The 19,452-nt window shown below is 59.0% G+C and carries 13 protein-coding genes; 5 read left to right on the top strand and 8 right to left on the bottom strand.

Annotation, left to right across the window (positions count from 1 at the left end; translation table 11 throughout):
- Window positions 1-319: 319 nt before the first annotated feature.
- From ETAA8_RS34525 to ETAA8_RS09760, 3 genes are all read right to left on the bottom strand, one after another.
- A complete protein-coding gene (locus tag ETAA8_RS34525; RefSeq protein WP_202921713.1) occupies window positions 320-1,645 on the bottom strand; it encodes a hypothetical protein in 1,326 nt (441 codons plus the stop codon).
- A gap of 654 nt (window positions 1,646-2,299) precedes the next feature.
- Entirely contained in the window at window positions 2,300-3,748 is a 1,449-nt protein-coding gene (gene cls / locus ETAA8_RS09765) for a cardiolipin synthase (RefSeq protein ID WP_145087836.1), read from the bottom strand.
- Between the two features lie 61 nt (window positions 3,749-3,809).
- Complete coding sequence (locus tag ETAA8_RS09760; protein ID WP_145087835.1) at window positions 3,810-4,610, bottom strand: hypothetical protein; 801 nt, start codon at window positions 4,608-4,610, stop codon at window positions 3,810-3,812.
- Window positions 4,611-5,104: 494 nt separating this feature from the next.
- On the opposite strand from ETAA8_RS09760, the gene ETAA8_RS09755 reads away from it, so the two are divergent.
- Window positions 5,105-5,356, top strand: coding sequence for a carbon storage regulator (locus tag ETAA8_RS09755; protein ID WP_145087834.1), 252 nt, complete (start codon window positions 5,105-5,107; stop codon window positions 5,354-5,356).
- Window positions 5,357-5,449: 93 nt separating this feature from the next.
- Here ETAA8_RS09755 and ETAA8_RS09750 read toward each other — a convergent pair whose 3' ends face one another.
- A complete protein-coding gene (locus ETAA8_RS09750) occupies window positions 5,450-6,592 on the bottom strand; it encodes a DegT/DnrJ/EryC1/StrS family aminotransferase (RefSeq protein ID WP_145087833.1) in 1,143 nt (380 codons plus the stop codon).
- Window positions 6,593-6,604: 12 nt separating this feature from the next.
- The gene (locus ETAA8_RS09745; protein ID WP_145087832.1) at window positions 6,605-7,957 is read right to left on the bottom strand and encodes a mandelate racemase/muconate lactonizing enzyme family protein; all 1,353 of its coding nucleotides are present in this window, start codon (window positions 7,955-7,957) and stop codon (window positions 6,605-6,607) included.
- 485 nt (window positions 7,958-8,442) lie between these two features.
- On the opposite strand from ETAA8_RS09745, the gene ETAA8_RS09740 reads away from it, so the two are divergent.
- From ETAA8_RS09740 to ETAA8_RS09725, 4 genes are all read left to right on the top strand, one after another.
- Window positions 8,443-9,162 (top strand): helix-turn-helix transcriptional regulator, encoded by a 720-nt coding sequence (locus ETAA8_RS09740; RefSeq protein WP_145087831.1) that lies wholly within the window; start codon window positions 8,443-8,445, stop codon window positions 9,160-9,162.
- Between the two features lie 145 nt (window positions 9,163-9,307).
- The gene (locus tag ETAA8_RS09735) at window positions 9,308-10,708 is read left to right on the top strand and encodes a class I SAM-dependent methyltransferase (RefSeq protein WP_145087830.1); all 1,401 of its coding nucleotides are present in this window, start codon (window positions 9,308-9,310) and stop codon (window positions 10,706-10,708) included.
- 40 nt (window positions 10,709-10,748) lie between these two features.
- Window positions 10,749-13,421 carry an ATP-binding protein gene (locus ETAA8_RS09730; protein WP_145087829.1) on the top strand — a complete coding sequence of 891 codons (2,673 nt, stop codon included), beginning with the start codon at window positions 10,749-10,751 and terminating at the stop codon, window positions 13,419-13,421.
- The gene (locus ETAA8_RS09725) at window positions 13,378-14,622 is read left to right on the top strand and encodes a response regulator (RefSeq protein WP_145087828.1); all 1,245 of its coding nucleotides are present in this window, start codon (window positions 13,378-13,380) and stop codon (window positions 14,620-14,622) included. Before ETAA8_RS09730 ends, ETAA8_RS09725 begins: the two co-directional genes overlap by 44 nt.
- Before the next feature lie 159 nt (window positions 14,623-14,781).
- Here the strand turns inward: ETAA8_RS09725 and ETAA8_RS34520 are convergent, their stop codons facing one another.
- The 3 genes from ETAA8_RS34520 to infB all read right to left on the bottom strand — a co-directional run bounded on the left by ETAA8_RS34520 (window position 14,782) and on the right by infB (window position 19,417).
- Entirely contained in the window at window positions 14,782-15,819 is a 1,038-nt protein-coding gene (locus ETAA8_RS34520; RefSeq protein ID WP_202921712.1) for a hypothetical protein, read from the bottom strand.
- An 81-nt stretch (window positions 15,820-15,900) separates the two neighbouring features.
- Window positions 15,901-16,296, bottom strand: coding sequence for a 30S ribosome-binding factor RbfA (gene rbfA / locus ETAA8_RS09710; protein WP_145087826.1), 396 nt, complete (start codon window positions 16,294-16,296; stop codon window positions 15,901-15,903).
- 91 nt (window positions 16,297-16,387) lie between these two features.
- A complete protein-coding gene (infB, locus tag ETAA8_RS09705) occupies window positions 16,388-19,417 on the bottom strand; it encodes a translation initiation factor IF-2 (RefSeq protein WP_145087825.1) in 3,030 nt (1,009 codons plus the stop codon).
- Window positions 19,418-19,452 lie beyond the last annotated feature (35 nt).

Here is a 19,452-nt window from a genome sequence, read left to right as displayed (position 1 = left end):
ACCTCAGCTTCTTGCAGCCTTTCAGTATACTTTGCCCCCGCGAAAACTCCTAGCTTCCGCAGAATTCGTCCCCCGACCCGCCTCGTTATTCCCCTCACAACCGCGCCAAGCCGGAGGGTTGCAGGGAGAAAGGGCTGAAGCGTTGAAGGGTCAAAGCGATGAAGAGGTTACTACTCCTCCCTCCCTCGCCTCGGTACTCTGGCCAGTGAAGGGGTCGGGGCAATTTTCGGGCTCGCTGACGTTACCTTCAGCCGCCAACCGCTGGCCCGAAACATTGTCCTGACCCACTAACGCAACTCCGCGAGATCGTTCTCCTTCCTCACTCCCTCGCCTCGGTACTCCGGGGAGAGGGGCCGCACTGTGCACGACCTTTCCTTAGCTCCCACTCTCCCTCTCTCCCCCTCTCTCGCTCCGCCTTCTCTCGCTCCGCCTTCTCCCGTTCCTCCCGTTCCTCCCGTTCCTCCCGTTCCTCCCGTTCCTCCCGTTCCTCCCGCTTCCACGGTTTCTCGGGCTCGACCCACATGCCTGGAATCGGCATGAGGTAGCCACCCACGTCGCGAAAGATGCGGCCGTGCTGGTTGACGTGCAGCTTGCTCTTCTTCACGGGCTGCGTTGGCGCGCCCTGCGACGGCACTGGAAGTTCCGCGGGCCGCTCGTGCAGCTCGAGCAGTTCCGGAGCATGCTGCAACTTGTACGACAGCGACAACTGCTGCGCTAACCGGCTCCTCCCCTCTGCGGTCAGGTTCTGCGGAATCTCTAGCTTGGGCGCAGAAGAAGAGGGGGAGAGTGGGAGTGAGGGAGAGGGGGAGACAGGAACAGGAGCGGGAATTGACGTCTGGAAATTTCCGGAATCTTCAATTGTTTCGACATGACTCGCTACGCTCTTATCTACTGACTCTTCCACGACTTCCGCCACAATCACTTCCTCCTGACACCCAAAACTTTCCATTTTCAATTTCCAGAATTCTTCCTCCGTCTTCACTTCTGCATTCTGACTTCTACCTTCTGACTTATTCTCTTCTTCCTTCTCCCCCTCTCCCGCACTCCCACTCTCCCCCTCTTTCCCCGCCCGCTCCCACTTCGCCAGTTCCCGCAGCGACAGGTCCACCTCCGCGCGCAGCTCGGCGATCATTTCTTCCTTCGTCAGCGCGGCGGGCTCGAACAGTCGACCCTCGCAGCTGAGGTCCACCGTGCCGTCGCGCTTGAGCCCGTCGAGTTCGGCCAACTCGCGGCTGATCTCGCGGGCCTCGCGCAGCATCCGTGGATTGCCGCGGCACTGCCGGCTCCACGATTCCTCGCGTTCGACGACGCCGTTCCGTTTCACCACCTTGGCCGAGATCAGCGGCTTGCGCGATTCGCGCCACGCCTCCATCGAATCTTCGTACATCATTTGCAGCTGTCGCCGCCGCAATCGCACGCAGTTGTACAACCGCTGCTCGCGGCTCAGCTCGCGAAACTCCGCCGTCTTTCGCGTGATGTGCGGCACCAGCGAGCCTTGCCATTGCTCCATCTTCTGCACGATTTTGCAGATCGAGCTCGGCGTCAGCTGAAACCTGATCGCCACGTCCTTCTGCTTGCGCCCTTCGACGCGAACCAATTTGAAGATCTCAATATCCTGGGCACTGATGCGTGGTCTGCGAGACATAACGGCTCCTTTCGAAATGAAAAAACAACAATCCCAAACCGGGTCGGGGCAATTTTCGGGCGCACTGACGTTGCCTTCAGCCGCCCAGCGCCGACCCGAAACATTGTCCTGACCCACAATCGCAGCTTCGCTAGATCGCTCTCATCTCGCGATGATTCCACCCCATTGGGTTCCGGAGGATTTTCGGGCCAACCTCTCTCGGCCCAAGCAACCACTCCCGAGCCCGAAAAACCTCCCGACCCCAAACCGGGTCGGGGCAATTTTCGGGCGCGCAGACGTTGCCTTCAGCCGCCCAGCGCCGACCCGAAACATTGTCCTGACCCACAAGCGCAATTCCGCGAGATCGCCCTGCTCGCGCGATGGTTCCACCCCATTGGGTTCCGGAGGATTTTCGGGCCGACCTCTCTCGGCCCAAACAACCACTCCCGAGCCCGAAAAACCTCCCGACCCCGGCCTGGCGTTCTCACTAACTGCGCATAACATCCTGCGCAACTACTCGCAACATTAAGGCCCTGCTGCTCACCTCGCAAGCATATTTTGAGAACATTTTCGGATAGTTCTCAGCATCTCTAGTGCACAAGCCAATGAACCACCGCCGCAGGGGCGGTGGCGTGGAGCGAAGGGAGGAAGGGGGTGAGGTGCGGGCCAGCAGCACTACAGGTAGGGCGTGGCAAGGCGGGCGATGCCGTCGCGAATGCGGATAAAGAGGGGGCGGGAGTCAACGTCGCGGAGCGTGATCTGCTGCGCGGTAGAGAGGCGCGCGCGGATGGTTTCGTTCATGAGCGCGGTGAAGTCGAGATCGTAGCATTCGACGTTGAATTCAAAATTCAAACGCAGGCTGCGAGGGTCCCAGTTGGCGGAACCGATGAACGACCAGGCATCGTCGACGGTGACGATTTTGGTGTGATCGAAGGGCATCTTGGTGAGAAAGACGCGACAGCCGCGCTGCAAAACCTGCCATAGCTGGGCGGTGGTGGCCCACTGGACGAGCGCGAGATTTCCTTTTGCCGGCAGGACGATGGTTACGTTCACGCCGCGCATCGCGGCAACATTGAGCGCCGTAATCAGGGCAGTATCGGGCAGAAAGTAGGGAGTGATGATCGTGAGGGACCGGCGGGCGCAGCCGATCGCGCCTAAGAGTGTGAAGCGAATTTTGTCGTGGCGGGTATCGGGACCATCGGCAATGCCGCGGCAGAGCATGGGCCCACGGGGGTGCAGTTTTGGGAACCATTGATGCCCAACCAGCAGTTCCTTGGTCGAGAACTCCCAATCGCCGACGAACGTTTCTTGCAATTGGCCGACGATCGGCCCCTGCAGTTCGAAATGAATGTCGCGGACGGGATGACGAGTGTTGCTGGCCAGCCGATGCCCCGCGCGAATGTTCATCCCCCCGGTGAAACCGATCTTGCCATCGACCACCATGATCTTGCGATGGTTGCGCAAGTTGGTGTAGTGAAATTGCCCAGGCACAAACGTGGGCAAGAACGTGGAGAAGGTGATTTTCCCGCGGCGCAGAGCATGCTTAATCGACGGAAAGGTATAACGCGTGCCGACGTCGTCGATGAGCACGCGAACTTCAACCCCCCGCTCGCGCGCCCGAGTCAGTGCAGCGACAAACTCCAGTCCTTCAGGATCGTTATCGAAGATGTAGGTGCAGAGCGAAACAGAATGTTCCGCGGCGTCGATGGCCTCGATCATGCGCGGATAAGCTTCGTCGCCGCAATGGAGCGGTACGATTCGATTGCCGGGAATGAGGGGCGTATCGGTCAGCCCGCGGACGAATTCGCTGAGCGACGTGAGATGCAAGGCATCGTCTTCGAGCGCGCGAGCTAGTTCCTCGGCAGCTGCCTGCTCGTGCTGCAGGCTAACTCGTTTGGATTCGCGTTTGCGCAAGCGCTGGGCTTTGCGGCGAATCCGATTCACGCCGAAGGTAAAATAGAGCAGCGAGCCGATGATTGGTGCGAACCAGATAATGCCGACCCAGCCGAGCGCGGCGCGGTTGTCGCGCTTGGTAAGAACCACATGACTGGAGGCCACCAGCACGACCACCAGATCGACAGCGGCAAAAATGTAAGTCCAGTTCGATTGCAGAAATTCAATCATGCAGTGGTTTCATTGCGAAGTGACATTCTGACTCGATAGCCGCCGGCAGCTCGGGAAATGGTCACTTCTTGTCGGACTGATCTTTAGATTCGGCGCGCAGCAGGTCGGCATGGACGTGGGCAACATCCCACATGTAGTGGCCAATCTTATGCTTCTCGGCTTCGAGAATGTGCTCCCTGGCGAGTTTGCGATTGCCGGCCGCCTGGTACCAGAGCCCTAGATAGAGGTGGGCATAAAACTGCCGGGCATTCTTGGCTTCGGCAGGGGGATTGCCGAGGTCGATCGCCTTGAGGACATCTTCGGGCTTGAGCTTGCCGCGATAGAGGTCGTAAATCTGCATCATGGGAACGCGGGCATCGGCTTCGATCGGCAGCATGTTCTCTTGGGCCTTGGCGACGCCATCGACGGCGGCCACGCACAGGTAACGCCAGACGGAATTCTCGACGTCTTGATCGTGATAGGTCTGATAGAGCTTGAATTGCTCGGCCCCTTTGTCGTATTCGCCGGCGTAGTAATAAGAAATGCCTCGCTCCCATTGGCGAGATTCGGCCAGCGGTTCGAGCTCGACATACTTATCCAGATCAGATACTGACTTCTTCACGTTGCCGAGGCGAAAGTTCTCGCGACCGCGATAGTAATAGGCCAGCTCGTTTTTGGGATCCTGCTTAATGACGTCGGTGAACAGGCCAACCGCCTGCAAGCTGTCTCCCCGCTGCGACGCTCGCACTGCTTGCTGCATCAGTTCGACGGGCTGTTCGCCCGGTTTGACGGCAGGCTGCTGAGCGAAAGCGACATAGCTGGCGTGCGGAACCGCGCCCAAAAAGGAAAGAACTGCAGCCAAAAAGAGGGTTAGCTTGTGCATGTTCCAGCTCCACGCGAAAGAGATTTGTTTCGACTGCTGACACTACGGTGCCGGCACGCTGCTTGCAACCTAGTGGTCGTTGACAGGGCAATATTTCGTCGCCAGTTCGCTTCAATTCGAGGGAAAGTTGACCGCTGCGAGATCAACCTGGCTGAACTTTGACCAATCAGGGTCTGCGCTGATTTCCCATTTTGAGATTCGCGTCTCAATTTGAGCGGCAAGAAGTTCTGCGAGTGTCAATAACTTTCCACATGTCAAGGCAAAATGGGGCCGCTAGGGTGTCTCGCGAAGTCAGCTACACCGTTTTGTGACCAAAATCGGCCTTGTAGCCTAACTTTTACTCAAGTTTTCGTAACCGGCGCAAACTTTGCAACATCGAACCTCCACCAAGTTACACTGTCCATCGATGTGACAGACAGCCGGGGGGCTGTAACTCAGCTTTAAGTCGAGGGAACACGCTTCGCAGGAAGCGAACCCATCAAGGAGGAAGAGTCATGTTGGTTCTCAGCCGCAAAGTTGGTGAGCGTTTGGTGATCGGTGGCAATATCACGGTCGTAGTCAGCCGGGTTGCTGGCAACCGAGTGACCATCGGCATCGAAGCTCCCGATGACGTCCGCATTGTTCGTGGCGAACTGCAGCCCGAACGCGAAACCGTACCCAGCGACAGCACTCGCGCGGTGGCTAAAGCCGCTGTTCATGCCGAGCATGACGTTCGCGAATTCGCTGTGCCCCGTTTGGCCAAGTAATCATTCGTTGTTGCCAAGCAGGCACCATCCCACCTGTCCTCGACTCGTGGTGCCTGTTGTCCGGCACAAGACATTGAGCAGGAAAACCTCCACTCAAGCTTGTGTAACTACTTTTCGAATGGTTGCTGCCAAAAGCGCCGTCTGCTCTTGATTTTGGAGCAAGATGGGATGATGCAAGACTAGCGTCGCTTCGGCCGCTGCTTGCGCCTGCGAGAGTTCGCCGACCACTCGGCAACGATTCGCACTGCGCTTGTTAAAGCCCCGAAAGCCCGCATCGATGGCGATGCCTTCGGCTTGCAGAGCACAGATCAGGCGATCTCGCGACGGATTGCTGCAGTCGGGCTGTACGCCCCCCTCGGCTGTCTGGTAACGCCAGGCAACTTTGTAAAACGCTGACAGATCGGCCGGATCGTTCGCCGGTCCCGCTTGAAGTTTGCTCACATCGCGCAGTTCTTCAATTAATCGTGCTGCTGCTACGGCGCGAGTGTGCGTTCGTGCGGCCAACTTGTCGAGTTGTGGCAAGAGCACTGCCGCTTGCAATTCACTCAGCGGATAAGCCTCGTTCCCGCGAAACGTAAAGCTGCGAATTCGCTGCGCCACGTCAGCCTGCGAAGTCAGAATCGCCCCTCCGCGACCAGCTGTCAGCAACTTGCTGCCGCCGAAGCTGAGCACTCCCACATCGCCCCAACTCCCCGCGGGACGGCCACCGATCAACGCGCCAGGCACCTGACAGGCATCTTCCAGCACCTTCAATCCTAGCGAGTGAGCCTGCTCCAGCAGCGCTCGCATGGGTGCCAAATGACCGTGCAGGTGCGATGCGATGACCGCCTTCGTCGTCGCCGCTTTTGCTGCTGCCAACTGCTGCAAATCGATAGTCCAGCCATTCTTCACCACGTCGATCAGTACTGGTCGCGCGCCGACGGCTTCAATCGCGCGAAAATTACCGGGAAAGTCGTAGCCGGCCAGAATCACTTCATCGCCGGCACCGACCTTCAGACCGCGCAGTGCCAGTTCCACCGCAATCGTGCCGGACGCGCAGAGAATCGCCTGTTCGGTTTGAAATTTCTCGGCCAGCGCCTGCACGAAGGCCGCCGAGTGAGCACCTTCGTAGCGACCCCAATCGCCGCTGGCGTAGCAGGCCAGCATTGCCGCACGAACGTCGTCGTCTAGCAGTGGCCAAGTCGGTGGCCCGGCAGGAAAGGCCGGCTTGTGTGCGCGGTGGGCTCCGTCATTCATGCTGCGCACCCATCAGAAGCCAAGACCGGGGCCCGTCAATTCCGCCGTCGCGACGGTCCCGTTCTTCAGTTTGAACATGCCGGGGAATTTTTGATTCCACCCCTGATTGCCAGCCGGGCAATACTGCCGGCTGTTCCCTTCGATGGCCGCGATCGTCGGAATGCGGGCGGCCAGGCTGGCAGAATGCAGAAACGAATAGCCCGGACAGCTGAGGTCTTGCACGCAGAGGAACATGCCATATTTTTGCGCGGCTGCGCCCATCAGCAGCGCTTCGGTGTGCCCCTTACAGGCCTTGAGCGCGACGCCGCTGTAGCCTTGCTCGCGCGCAAGCTGCAAGCTTTCAAGATCGATGAGCGATTCGTCGATCACCACCGGCTTGATCGCCGCAGCCTTGTGCATGCGATTTTCCGGATGCGACTTCAAATCGCGATGCGTGGGCTGTTCGATGTATTGCACGCGGTCGAGCGCGTGCGGCGTACGCTCGCGCACCAGCTTGAGAAAGTCGAGCAGGTAATCCACGCCGCTGCATTTTTCATTGAAGTCGAGGGAGTAATTCCACTGGGTACAACCCCGCGCCTGCTGCGCGGGAACGGCCGCCTGTTCGACGCGAACGACTCGTTCCACGTCCCAGGCCAGATCGTCGCCGTTGAGCTTGATCTTCAGGTGCGTCAGTTCGTCCTGAATGATCCACTCCCCCAAGGTCTCTGCCAAACCATCGTTCAAGCGTTTGGAAATGTCGCTCTCGAAGAGCGGATCGAGCGCGCCGACCAGGTGATACAGCGGCATCGTTGGCTTGGGCACGCGGCTGGTATAGCGATCGAGATATTCGCCCGCGAATTCCGGTGTCAGGTAATGAGCCAGGTCGTGCGCGACCCATTCTTTACCGAGCAAGTTATAGGCATTTTGTTGGTGAACTTTACCAAACGCATCGTGAATGGCTGCTTCAAACGGGCTGGCCGCCACTAACCGGGCGAGTGGCGGCAGCGGTTCGGCCAGGTTCAGTTCCCGTTGCACTTGCTCAGCCACTTGCAACTGCAGCGGATGCCAACCGGTGGTGATCTCGAGCGGATGTGCGGTGAGTGGTTGCTTGGCAATGACAGCCGCGAATAGCTCGACAAACCGCAGCATCGCCTGCAGGCTTTGTTCGGTCGAAACCTTGGCGCTGGGCCAAGCCCAGACATTTCCCATCGGCATTGAGCCAAATCCGCTGCCGCGCTGGCCGGCGACGGTCTCGACCTGCAGGGTGACATTAACGAGCACCGCGTCGGTCACGACCCGGCCTCCAAATTTGATGGGGGCGCGATATTGAATTCGCTCCTGAGCCAGGCTCAGATCGCGCAAGGTAATGTCAGTCGACTTGGGCATGGCAGAATCGGTCACTGGGCGGCGAGAGGCGTAAATCCAGGCCGTATGTTAGCTCTTAGGGGCACTCCTTGCCACCAACGGCCAATGGGCGCATGCGTCCGTTGCCGAACCCACTCCAAGGTGCTGCCCGCCGACCGGAGTTCCCCGCAAATCAACTACAATGTCAATTGATTCGCTCTCAAGCTTTTGTTTAATTTTCGCATTTAATCTTTTGTGTGCGCGATTCTTTATTCGACAAAGACTAACAACGATGGCAGAATGTGCCCGAACAGAGAAGTGGTGACAAAATGCTGTCACTGCAGTAGACGATGATTCCAAGATGAAGAATGATGTGTGGCGGTCTGCCTCTTTTTCCCTGGGCAGGGGAAGAAAGGCCGATTCGCTGCGGATCGTTGGTGACTGCGTTTTCGTTTGTGTAATTGTTTGCCTCTCTGTCGCAGTCTCGGGTTGCTCGGCCCAAGCAGCCTTTCAAGTCAACTGGCACCATGACCCACCGTCTAGAGCGCATACTGAGGATCCTCTCGCTGCTGCAGAGCGGCGCCCCGTTCAACGCCTTGCAACTGGCGCAAGAGACCAACGTCCACCGGCGGACCGTCTTTCGCGATGTTGCCCTGCTGCGAGGAGCGGGCATTCCGATCCGTTTCGATCCCGAAACAGCCTGCTACAGCCTCGTAGCCCTGCCAGAGTTTCTGGCCGAAGGAATTCGTTCGCCCGATCTGCTCCGCATGTTGCAGGCGGCCGCCCTGGGTAACTTTATTCTCCGCGGTAATGCCGATTTGATCGGCCGCACCATTCAGCACCTGGCGGCGAGCTTGCCCACGACCGATCGCAGCGAAGTTGAGCACTTTTTGCGTTACTGCCGCCTCCCTCTCTATAGCGAAGCCAGCGCCTCCAGCGAGGGCTATGACCACGAAGTTGTGGCTCTCCTCCTCCGCGCCATTCGCCTGGGGCAGCAAGTCGACTTGACGTTGGTCGATGGAGGTCGCGAACTGCGAACCATCCGCGTGGGCGCTGTGCAACTGACGTTCGCCGCGCCTGGCGCAATCGTCAGCGGTCAACTCGTGCCGGAAGGACGAACCATCGAGTTGGCGCTAGTCTCCATTCGCGAAGCAGCGCTTGCCGAAGCACCGGTCGATTTTCGCCGCCACGAAGCCCCGCCACCAATTACGATGAGCATTCCGCACACCAAGCCGGAATCAACCTGATTGCTGCTTTCCTCACTTCGACGAGCATCAGGGACATTGCTTGCCAGAGGCAATGTCTCCTTAGGAAGCCTGCCGAACGTTCGCACTCGCGCGACTCAGGTCGCGCAGGGCGATACTCCCTACTTCTGTTGCAACGAGACTCCCCGTGGGTAAGAAGAACGCCTATCTCGCCTCTTCACTGGTCAGCTTTCGCAATTCGCAAGGAATTGAAGCTCGTGGCTCGCTGATGCGCCTCAGCCGTCAGCAGGCGATGTTCGAAATCTACAATCCTTACTCGATTGTGCAGCTGTCCGAGGTACTGTCGGACTTGCGAATTCATCAAGGCGAGCGCGAGGTCTATAAGGGCCGCGCGGTCGTCACCACGTTGATGAACACCGGGCTGATGCTCATCGTCTCGGTGTCGCTCGTCGACCCCTGGTCCGATCTAAAAGGACTTCGCCCCGGCGAAGTTCTCCGCTCGTTCGTTCACGACTTCGTCGCCGACTGGGAGGCCGGCAACGAGCGGCTCCATAAGCCATTTCAACTCAGCGTTGGCAACTTGCGGAACTACCTGCAAGAGGTAAGTCGCTGGCTCGAGCATTGGGAAACCGAAGCCGGGTTGCACGAAACAACAGTCTCTGAAGATTTGCAGTTGAACTTTGTCGTCGACGTCGATGAAGGAGTTGCGCCTCGTCTGGGCCAGTTGTACCAAGAGTTCGAAGAAACCGCCAAAGACATCTCGCGGAAGTCGCTCCCCTATCACCGCGGGTATGCGCAGCGCGAACTCCATCCACTCATGATGTGCTCCCCCTTCATGTACCGCGCCTTCAGCAAGCCGCTCGGCTATGCGGGGGACTACGAAATGGTGCGGATGATGCTCAGCGAGCCCTGGGAAGGGGGGAGTTCGTTTGCCAAAATCCTCAATGCTTCCGCCCTTCGTCACGATGCGCCAGCTGCCCACCGCAATCGCATCAAACTGCTGGTCGACGCACTTCGCCGCGAGGCCAAACGGGTGGCCAGCGAAGGACGACGCCTGCGCGTGCTCAATATTGGTTGCGGGCCGGCAGTCGAAATCTCTCATTTTCTCGAAGAGGACGAGTTAGCCAATGAAACGGAATTTACACTGGTCGACTTCAATACGGAAACTCTGAACTTCGTGCGCGAGAATCTGGTTCCCAAGGCCCGCGCGCGACGCCCCAACATGAAGATCGAAATCGAGCAGCGGTCGGTACACGAGATCATTCAAACATCGATGGAAGGGAAGCAAACCGAACCGCCCACCTACGATCTCGTCTACTCCGCCGGGCTCTTCGACTATTTCCGCGACACGACCTGCGGCTTTTTAATTCAGCACTTCTACTCCTTGCTCCGTCCTGGGGGCGAGGTAGTTGTCACGAATGTCACACCCCGCCATTCGTCCGAAGCCATCATGAGCCTCGTGATGGAATGGACTTTGGAACTGCGCGACGAAAAGCAGATGCTGGCCCTCACGCCGGGACTCGGTCGCCAGGAAGTCTATTGCGATGCCACCTCGGTCAACGTGTTTCTATCCGTTCGCAAACCCTAATTGATTGACTTGCTCCCCTCCTACTCGTTTTTTTCACTGCATGTCCGATACCGCCCCGCAACTCGATGAACTGCAAGCCTTTGAACAGGCAGATCTCGACCTGCGCTTGCAGCGTGGCAAGATCGGCCTGATTCTCGGCCTGTTCATGATGCCGGCCGGCATCGTCCTCGACCTCCTCTTTTATCCGCAGTTCTTGTGGCAACTGCTGACCGTTCGCGCGCTCACCACGGCTGTGCTTGCCGCCGGCCTGGTCGTCATGCTGTGGGTGCCCCTGGGGCGGAAGATTCGTTGGGCAAGTCTCGGGCTGGTGTTGTTTCCCGCCCTCGCTATTGCCCTGATGATCTACCTGACCGACGCCGAGAACTCGACCTATTTCGTCGGCCTCACGCTGTTAATGCTGCTGATCCAACTCCTGGGCTTTAGCGCTGCCGAAGCGGCCGTTTACTGCGGCCTGGTCGTGGTCGCATATCTGGCAGCCATTTACGGCAATCATGGTTTTTCGGTTAGTGGCAACCACGTCGCGCTCGGCACCTTCTTTCTGCTGGCGACGAGCGCCGTTAGTGTGGTCGTCTGTCATTTGAATTTGCGTAATCGCCGAACCGAGTTTCTCCTCCGTCGCACCTTGGACGAAAAAAATCATCAGCTGGAAGAACTCGACCGCCTGCGCGCGGGCTTCCTGGCCAATGTGAGTCACGAACTGCGGACGCCGCTGTCGCTGATCATTGCCCCGATCGAAGAGATCCTCTCGACCCGGCAGACCGTCACTCCGCAGATGGGACAAACCCTCACGCTGGTGCGCAAGAATGCCGATCGCCTGCGCCTGCTCGTTGACGATTTGCTGGACGTCGTTCGGCTCGATCACGGCGTGATGCGGCTCGATGTCGAAGAAGTCGATGCTCGCGAGTTTCTGCTGCAAATCATTCGCACGTTGCAGCCGATGGCTGAAGATCGGCAGATCAAACTCGTCGCCGAACTGCAGACGGCTCCCCTCGACTTACGCTTGGACGTCGCCCGTGTCGAACGCGTGCTGATGAACTTGATTACGAATTCGCTCAAGTTTTCTCCCGAGAAGTCGACCGTCCGCGTGCAACTCGAAGCTCGGGAGCGAGCTGCGGCGATCATCGTTTCGGACGAAGGGCCCGGCATTCCCGAAGCTGATCGGGTGCAGATCTTCGACCGCTTTTTTCAAGCCAGCAATAATCGCGCGCGGGCTTCACAAGGCCTGGGACTGGGGCTGGCGATCGCCCGCGAGATTGTCCGCTCGCATGGTGGCGAGATCGAAGCGCACAACAACCCGGTGAAGGGTTGCCGTTTTGTTGTCACCTTGCCACTCGAATGGGATCCGGCGGATCATCCTCCTGCGAGTCAGACAGAGGATACCGCCGCGACAGAACGCCGCACAAACCGGCTGACTTCGCGAGCTGTGCCTTCGGTCGAAGAAGTGACGGCCGACGCGCGGGCCATTGCCGCCGCGCGAGTGATTAAGGAAGGGCCGCAAGAACTGCTGGTGATCGACGATGAACCTGACCTGCGTCACTACCTGGTCGACTCGCTGCAAAGTGAATTTGCCACCGCCGGCGCTGCGACCTGCGCGCAAGGCCTCGCCCTCGCCAAGGAACTCAAGCCCGCCTGCATTCTGCTCGACCTGATGTTGCCCGACGGCAGCGGGCTCGACGTGCTGAAGGCCGTGCGGGCAGACGCCACGCTCCGCGATACCAAAGTCGTCATGCTGACAGCCAACCTGGACGAAACTATCAAGATCGATGCCCTCCGGCTCGGTGCCGACGATTTTCTCTCGAAGCCTTTTGGCATTACCGAAGTCCGCACGCGTGTCGCCGGCCTGGTTCGTAGTTCGCACTTGCAGGGGCTGCTGCGCCGCGAGCGCGAAGAGTTGCAGCAATCGCTCGTCCGCCTGCGCGAAACGGAAGTCAAACTGTTTCAAAGCGAAAAAATGCGCGGGCTCGGCAGTCTCGCGGCTGGACTGTTGCACGAGATCAACAATCCCGTGCATTACACGTTGCTGGCGATTCGGTCTCTCAAAAAAGATCTGGCCGCTGGGCGCGATACGAGCGAAGTCGTGGGGGACATCGAATCGGGTGTGACCCGCGTCGGTCAGATTCTCGATGAACTACGGAACTTTGCTTATCCCGAACAAGCGCAGCTCCACACCGAGTTTCGCCTGGTCGATGTCGTTCGGACTTCGTTGCGATTTACGTCGCATGCCACACGGACAATTGCCCTCGATGTCGCCGATGCTGATTTCGAAGGTCTCTTCGTCCGCGGCTCGCAAATTCAAATTGGCCAGGTGCTGGTGAATCTGATTACGAACTCTGCGACTGCCATTCAGAAGCAGGGGGATAAGTTTTCAGGCCAGATCACCATTCGCGCGCGGCGAGTGAGAGATCGCGTGCAAGTGATGGTGGCCGACAACGGCCCGGGGATTCCTGCCGCCGACTTGAGCCGCGTGCTCGAACCTTTTTACTCGACAGCTGCTCCCGGCTCTGGCTTAGGCCTGGGCTTGAGCATTTGCGATACGATCATCCGCAACCACGGAGGCAGCCTGGTCTTAACTAGCAACTCGCTGGGTAACACCGAGCTGAATAACAGCGGTCCGCGCGGGACGGAAGTCTCGTTCGATCTGCCTCTCGTACTTTCCGAAGGAAACTTGTATGAATCCTCATCCCACCGCGAAGCAGATTCTGTACGTCGATGACGAAGCCCAAGCACTGAAGTATTTCGTGCGCCTGTTCGGCGACCGCTTTCAAGTGCTGACAGCTCCTTCGGTCGACGAGGCGCTTGCCTTGCTTGAGAAAGACTCGGGCGAGATCGGCGTCGTCATCACCGACCAGCGGATGCCCGGCAAGACCGGCGTCGCGCTGATGGAGCACTTGCGCCATCGTCATCCGAACATCGTCCGCATTCTGACGACCGCCTACAGCGATCTCGATGCGGCGATCAAATCGGTGAACGAAGGAGGAGCCTTTCGTTACATCACCAAGCCCTGGAACGAAGACGAAATCGTCGGCGCGCTATTGCGAGCGCTCGATTATCACCAGGCTCTCAGCGATCGTGATCGCCTGCTGCGCGAAAAACTGAGCGTGCTCCACCGTCTGATTATCATGGACCGCATTCGCGGCCTGGCCACCGCGGCCACCGCGCTCGAAGGCCGGCTGAACAATGCCTGGGGCGCGCTCGTGGCTTACATGCAGCAATCGCCCGTGCAGCAGCGGATTCGCGTGCAGATGGACGAGATCGCCAGTTTGAACATGGTGGCCGTCGCACGGCGCGAAGCGGAACTGATGATTAAGACAGTGCAGGTCATTCTGCAAGACACGGTAGGTGCGGCCACCGGCCAAGAGCCGTGGCTCAACCTGCACGAAGTCCTCAACGGGTTTGCCGAGCGCGCGCGCCCCGAACTACAGTCGGAAGATATCGACTTGCAAGTTGGCGAGATTCCCGCCGACCTGGCCCTTGCCAGCGATCGCGGGCTGCTGAATCGACTGCTGCAGATCATGGTCCGCCGCGTGGCCGACCTGCACGAAGAGCCGATGAAGATTTCGATTCAACTGGTCGATGCCGCCGCCGATCCGCTCGTGCTGAGCGTGCGCGGGAATTTTGAGAAACTGTCGAACGGCCACGTCTCGTCCCTTTTTTCCGCGGCCATTCCGCTGCAAAAGTGGCCCCTCGGGCTCGATATGGACCTCCTCTCGGCCTTCATGATTGCCCATCACTTGGGCGGCCAGTTGCAGATAGAAACCAAAGCTCCGCTGGGGCCCGGCTTTCGCGTCACTCTGCCGAAGAATGGGCAGCCGACGACCAGCAATTCGCCACCCGAAGCCTGGTTCGACAGCGTGTACGATGCCATTGCCGCCTGGGAGCAGGACGTGCTGAAAGAAGAAGACGATTTGGACTAGGATCGCGAGAGTACTAGTTGATTGTCACGTCTTAGTTTTTGGGTAGACGGACATGAGGTTTCAGCGAGCGTCGTCGATTTTCATTTGCCAATCGACGGCTTCGCTGGCAGTGACCAGGGTGACGTTAGCCCTCATTGCTACTCGCTAAGGTGAAGCGAACTAGCGTGGCTTCTTCTTGGCCAGTCCTTTTGAGTCGGGCTTCTTCGCGACTGGCTTGCTGTCGGTCTTTGGCTTGTCCTTGGGCTTCTCTTTGCTGGCTTCTTTAGACTTGGAAGCAGCTGCAGGCTTGGCAGTATCTGAATTCTTCGCCGGGGGTTTAGAAGCCGCTTTTTCTTTGGCGATCTTATCGGCGGCCGCTTTGGCTTTTTCGGCAGCCTCTTTGATGGCGGCGTCTTTGGCGTTCTTGGCGGCAGCTTTGGCTTCGGCAGCTGGGTTTGGCTTGGGTGTGGGAACAGGAAGCTCGAAAGGTTTTTTCTCGCGCACGACGGGCAACTTGGCAAACGCTTCGCGAATGGCAATCCGCTTTTCGAGCCGTTCCTTATATTGCGTGTCGATTTCGGCCAGGATTGCGCGGAGCTTGCTCGAACCGGGCGAAGCGGCGAGATCGGCACCGAACTGATGCAGCAGCGAGCCGAACTCCACGCCCTTGTTCTTGGGAATGGCCCGCTCGGCACCGGGAACCTGGCTCTTCTCAGCTTCTTGGTCGGTGATCACGCCGACGGCATACAGCGCGTCGATTGCGCCGTTGTTCACAGGAATCGAATGTCCACCCAGTGCGTGTTGCACCACGTAAGCGCGGACAAACAGCGACGAGCCGACGATCTTTTCGAGATCTTTCTCGGCTTTGCCCAGGTTCTGCTTGATGAGTGGGTCGAGGTCGAACGTATAGCTGGCCTCGAAGACCGACTGCAACGACTTCTTGATGCGCGTGGCAGCTGCCGGCGCATCGGGAATGCTCGTCATCACTTCGGCCAGTTCGGTCAAAGTGGTGACCCGAACTTCGTTCCAATCGAAAAACAGCTCTTTCAACTTGGCAAACGCTTCGTCGGCTGCTTCGACGCGGGCATTCTCCAGGCAGCAGGCATAGAGCAAATGCTCGAGCACGCTGCGCTCGGCCGGCGGCACCGCAGGCTTGTAGTGCTTTTTTAGAACCTTATGAACCTTGCTCAAAATCGCGGCGCGATTGGAACCTGTCATGCCTGCCTCAGACTCTTCGTCAATAGTGGTCGGTCGGATGTGCGTGCTTGCGGGGCGTTATATCAGTTGCGAGTGCAAGCCTTAGTCCAGTTCTTCATCCGCCTCTTGCTGCGGCGGAAGATCGGCGGGCTTATCGGGCGGTAGCACTTCCTTGAGAATGCGCGCCACTTCGAGCGAATGCTTGACACCTTTATCGATGACAAACACCAGCTTGGGGGTGTAGCGAGTATCGATTTTGTCCGCGATCACGCTTTGCAAAAAGCCGGCGCTGTTTTGCAGGCCACGCAAGGCGAGGGTTTGTTCCTTCTCGTCCCCCATGACCGACACGTGGATCTTGGCCGACTTCATGTCGGGGGCTACTTCCACGAGCGTGACGGTCACGTTCTTGACACGAGGATCGCGCACTTCCGTGAGAATGGCCATGCTGACCACTTCGCGGAAGGCTTCGGCGGCTTTCAATAAACGGCGAGAGCTCATACAGACATTCAAATCGCTAAACGTACAGAATCGATTAAAACCAGGCGGGACGCCGCCCTGGTGGCAGCGTCCCAGGGAGAGCCGGCACGCGTTACAGCGTACGAGCCACTTCCTCGATGCGATACGCTTCCAGCACGTCGCCTTCTTTAATGTCGTTGAAGTTCTGCAGCTTGATGCCGCACTCCATACCGCGGCTCACTTCCTTCACATCGTCCTTTTCGCGGCGGAGCGTATCGATGCCGTAATCGCCAATCGTGCGATTTTCGCGGTTCACACGCACGCGGCAACCACGTTCGATGCTCCCTTGAATGACCTGGCAACCAGCAACCGTGCCGACGCGACTGATGGCGAACGCTTGCTTGACGAGCGCTCGACCCAGTTCCACGATCCGTTCTTCCGGCTTGAGTTTGCCTTCGAGGATCGCTTTGATGTCGTCGGTCAGCTTGTAGATGATATCGTACCGGCGAATTTCGACGCCACGATCATCCGCCAAGGCCCGGGCCGCTTCATCGGGAATGACATTGAAACCCACGATGACCGCATCGGAAGCATGTGCCAGAGTAACGTCGGCCACCGTGATGCCACCGACCGAAGCCTGTAGCACTTTGACCTTCACTTCGGGATGCTCGAACTTGCCGAGTTCCTTGACGATGGCCTCGATCGAACCACGCACGTCGGCGCGGATGATGAGGTTCAGGGTCGACACGTCTTCCGAATCGTGCAGCCGGCCTTCCGACAACCGCTTCTGGAAGTCTTCGAACGACATCTTGACGTTGCCACCCGACAGCGACGTTTGCCGAGTCTGCGAGGCGCGGCGACTGGCCAACTCGCGAGCTTCGGAAATGTCTTGCACCACGTACAGACGATCGCCCGCTTCGGGCGCGACATCCAAACCGGTGACATTGACGGGAGTGCTCGGCCCCGCTGATTCCAACTGTTCGCGCGGACGGAGCGTATCGTACATTGCCTTGACGCGGCCATGACCGGCACCGCAGACAATGATGTCGCCTTCGCGGAGCGTACCGTTCTGCACCATCACCTTGGCGATGACACCGCGGCCCGCTTCTTGTTCCGCTTCGAGGCACATGCCCATCGCCGGGCGATTGGGGTTGGCCCTGTAATCGTGCAATTCAGCGGTGACGAGCAACGTCTCGAGCAGAGTATCGAGCCCTTCGCCGGTGATTGCACTGGTGCGAATCACTTCGACATCGCCGCCCCATTCGCTCGGCAGCAGGCCAGCGGTGGCCAACTGCTGGAAAACCTTGTCGGGCTGAGCGCCGGGCAGGTCGATCTTGTTCATCGCGACGACGATCGGCACGCCGGCAGCCTTCGCATGGCTGATGGCTTCTTCAGTTTGCGGCATCACACCGTCATCGGCAGCGACCACCAGGACCGCGATATCGGTGACGTTGGCACCACGCGCACGCATTTCGGTGAATGCTTCGTGACCCGGAGTATCGACGAACGCCACGCGGCGGCCATCGGGAGTTGGGACCGAGTAAGCGCGAATGTGCTGAGTAATGCCACCCGCTTCGCCCTTGACCACATTGATGCCGATGAGCTTATCGAGCAGCGACGTTTTGCCGTGATCGACGTGACCGAGCACCGTCACAATCGGCGGGCGAGGTTCGAGGTTCGCAGCCTCGTCTTCGCTGGCAAACCGCTGTTCGAGCACTTCTTCGGGCGTGGGCGGTTGCTTGACGGTAATATCAAGCCCCAACTCCGCCGCGAGCAGTTCGACGAACTGTTCCGGAATCTGGCCGTTGATGCTGGCCGGAATCTTGTTGTTCATCAGCACCCGCAGCACCGAGGCGGCACCGACGCCGGTTTGCTCGCAGAATTCGCGAACGGTGCAGGGGAGTTCCAACTCGACCTTTTCTTTGCGCGGTGCGGTCGGACCACCATGCTTCTTGATCCGCACCAGCCCCCGACGACGACGAGAATCATCATCGTCCTCACCGGTCTGAACCTTGCCGCGACTAGTCCGCTGCTTCTGTCGTTCGGCACGCACGGAACCGATATCGCCCAGACCTTCACCTTCGCCGGGGCGACCCTTACCGCGACCACCCTTGCCCGAACCAGCGCCTTCGGCTGGCATGGGCATGGCACCGGGCTTGCGAGCTTCGCCCTGTTCACGGGCTTTGCGCTGGGCATTGGCCTGTTCGGCCGCTTGCTTCAGCGGGGCGGCACCTTGGCCGCGTTTGTCCTTCAAGGCCTCGGTGGGAATCCGCATCACTGGCTTTTGAGCCTGCGGTTCGTTCACCTTGGCCACGGGCTGAGGCTGCCTGACTTCGGGCATCGCAGCCACGCGCACCGCGGGACCACGTCGTTCGGGCCCCTTGGTCGCTGGCTTGGCGGGAACTTCAGCTCCCTCGCCAGTCTTGGCTTCTGCTTCCTTTTTCTTGCCAGCCGCGCCAATCACGCGAATCGCACCACGACCACGCATACCGAGCGGGTCGCCCCGCTGGGGAACGGCCGAGTGCGGAGCGGTCGAGGGCGTTGTGGGAGCTGGAGTGGAGAATGTTTTACCGTGCGCGCTGACCGTGGGAGGTGCAGCAGCTGGTGGCTCCGGCGCAGCAGGAGCCGGCTTGCTCGCTGGAACAGCCTTGCTGACCGGTGGCGGCGGGGCAACTTCGGGCACCGATACGACCGGCTCGGGTGTTTCGACAACCGGTGCCTTGGCAACGGGCGGGCTAGCCGGCTGCTTGACGACCGGAGGGGGCGGCAACTCGACCGTCTTCGCTTCGGCGGCTACCACGGGGGGCTCTTCGACCGCCACCGCTGACGTTGATTCTTCAAATGGCGACGACTCGACCGCGGGAGCACTGCCAGGGCGCGCTCGCCCCACAGTGGGACGCGGCGGAGGTGGCGGCGTGAGCGCAGTGGTCGAAACGGGGGCCGATAGAACGGCCTTCACATTGACCGGCGGTGCCGCTGAGGGGGAGGAAGCAGGTCGCTTGGAGTGACCCTCAAGATAGGACTTGAGCTTCACTACTTCATCGTCTTCCAGACTGGCCAGCGCCGAACCTTTCCCGGGAATACCTGCTTTTGTGCAGAGATCCACAAGTTCTTTGCTATCCAGCTTCAAATCTTTCGCTAACGCGTAAATCCGTGTGGGCACATTGCCCTCCTCAGGCCGAGTGGCGCGATTCAAAA

The sequence above is a fragment of the Anatilimnocola aggregata genome (assembly GCF_007747655.1).
GTDB classification, from domain to species: domain Bacteria; phylum Planctomycetota; class Planctomycetia; order Pirellulales; family Pirellulaceae; genus Anatilimnocola; species Anatilimnocola aggregata.
The sequence above is the reverse complement of the archived record's forward strand: the minus strand, read 5'-3'. Positions and strand labels throughout refer to the sequence as shown.

Bases quoted from the DNA above. Each gene is read 5' to 3' on its own strand.
- ETAA8_RS34525 (WP_202921713.1), bottom strand. From the start codon at position 1,645: ATGTCTCGCAGACCACGCATCAGTGCCCAGGATATTGAGATCTTCAAA.
- cls (WP_145087836.1), bottom strand. From the start codon at position 3,748: ATGATTGAATTTCTGCAATCGAACTGGACTTACATTTTTGCCGCTGTC.
- ETAA8_RS09760 (WP_145087835.1), bottom strand. From the start codon at position 4,610: ATGCACAAGCTAACCCTCTTTTTGGCTGCAGTTCTTTCCTTTTTGGGC.
- ETAA8_RS09755 (WP_145087834.1), top strand. From the start codon at position 5,105: ATGTTGGTTCTCAGCCGCAAAGTTGGTGAGCGTTTGGTGATCGGTGGC.
- ETAA8_RS09750 (WP_145087833.1), bottom strand. From the start codon at position 6,592: ATGAATGACGGAGCCCACCGCGCACACAAGCCGGCCTTTCCTGCCGGG.
- ETAA8_RS09745 (WP_145087832.1), bottom strand. From the start codon at position 7,957: ATGCCCAAGTCGACTGACATTACCTTGCGCGATCTGAGCCTGGCTCAG.
- ETAA8_RS09740 (WP_145087831.1), top strand. From the start codon at position 8,443: ATGACCCACCGTCTAGAGCGCATACTGAGGATCCTCTCGCTGCTGCAG.
- ETAA8_RS09730 (WP_145087829.1), top strand. From the start codon at position 10,749: ATGTCCGATACCGCCCCGCAACTCGATGAACTGCAAGCCTTTGAACAG.
- ETAA8_RS09725 (WP_145087828.1), top strand. From the start codon at position 13,378: ATGAATCCTCATCCCACCGCGAAGCAGATTCTGTACGTCGATGACGAA.
- ETAA8_RS34520 (WP_202921712.1), bottom strand. From the start codon at position 15,819: ATGACAGGTTCCAATCGCGCCGCGATTTTGAGCAAGGTTCATAAGGTT.
- rbfA (WP_145087826.1), bottom strand. From the start codon at position 16,296: ATGAGCTCTCGCCGTTTATTGAAAGCCGCCGAAGCCTTCCGCGAAGTG.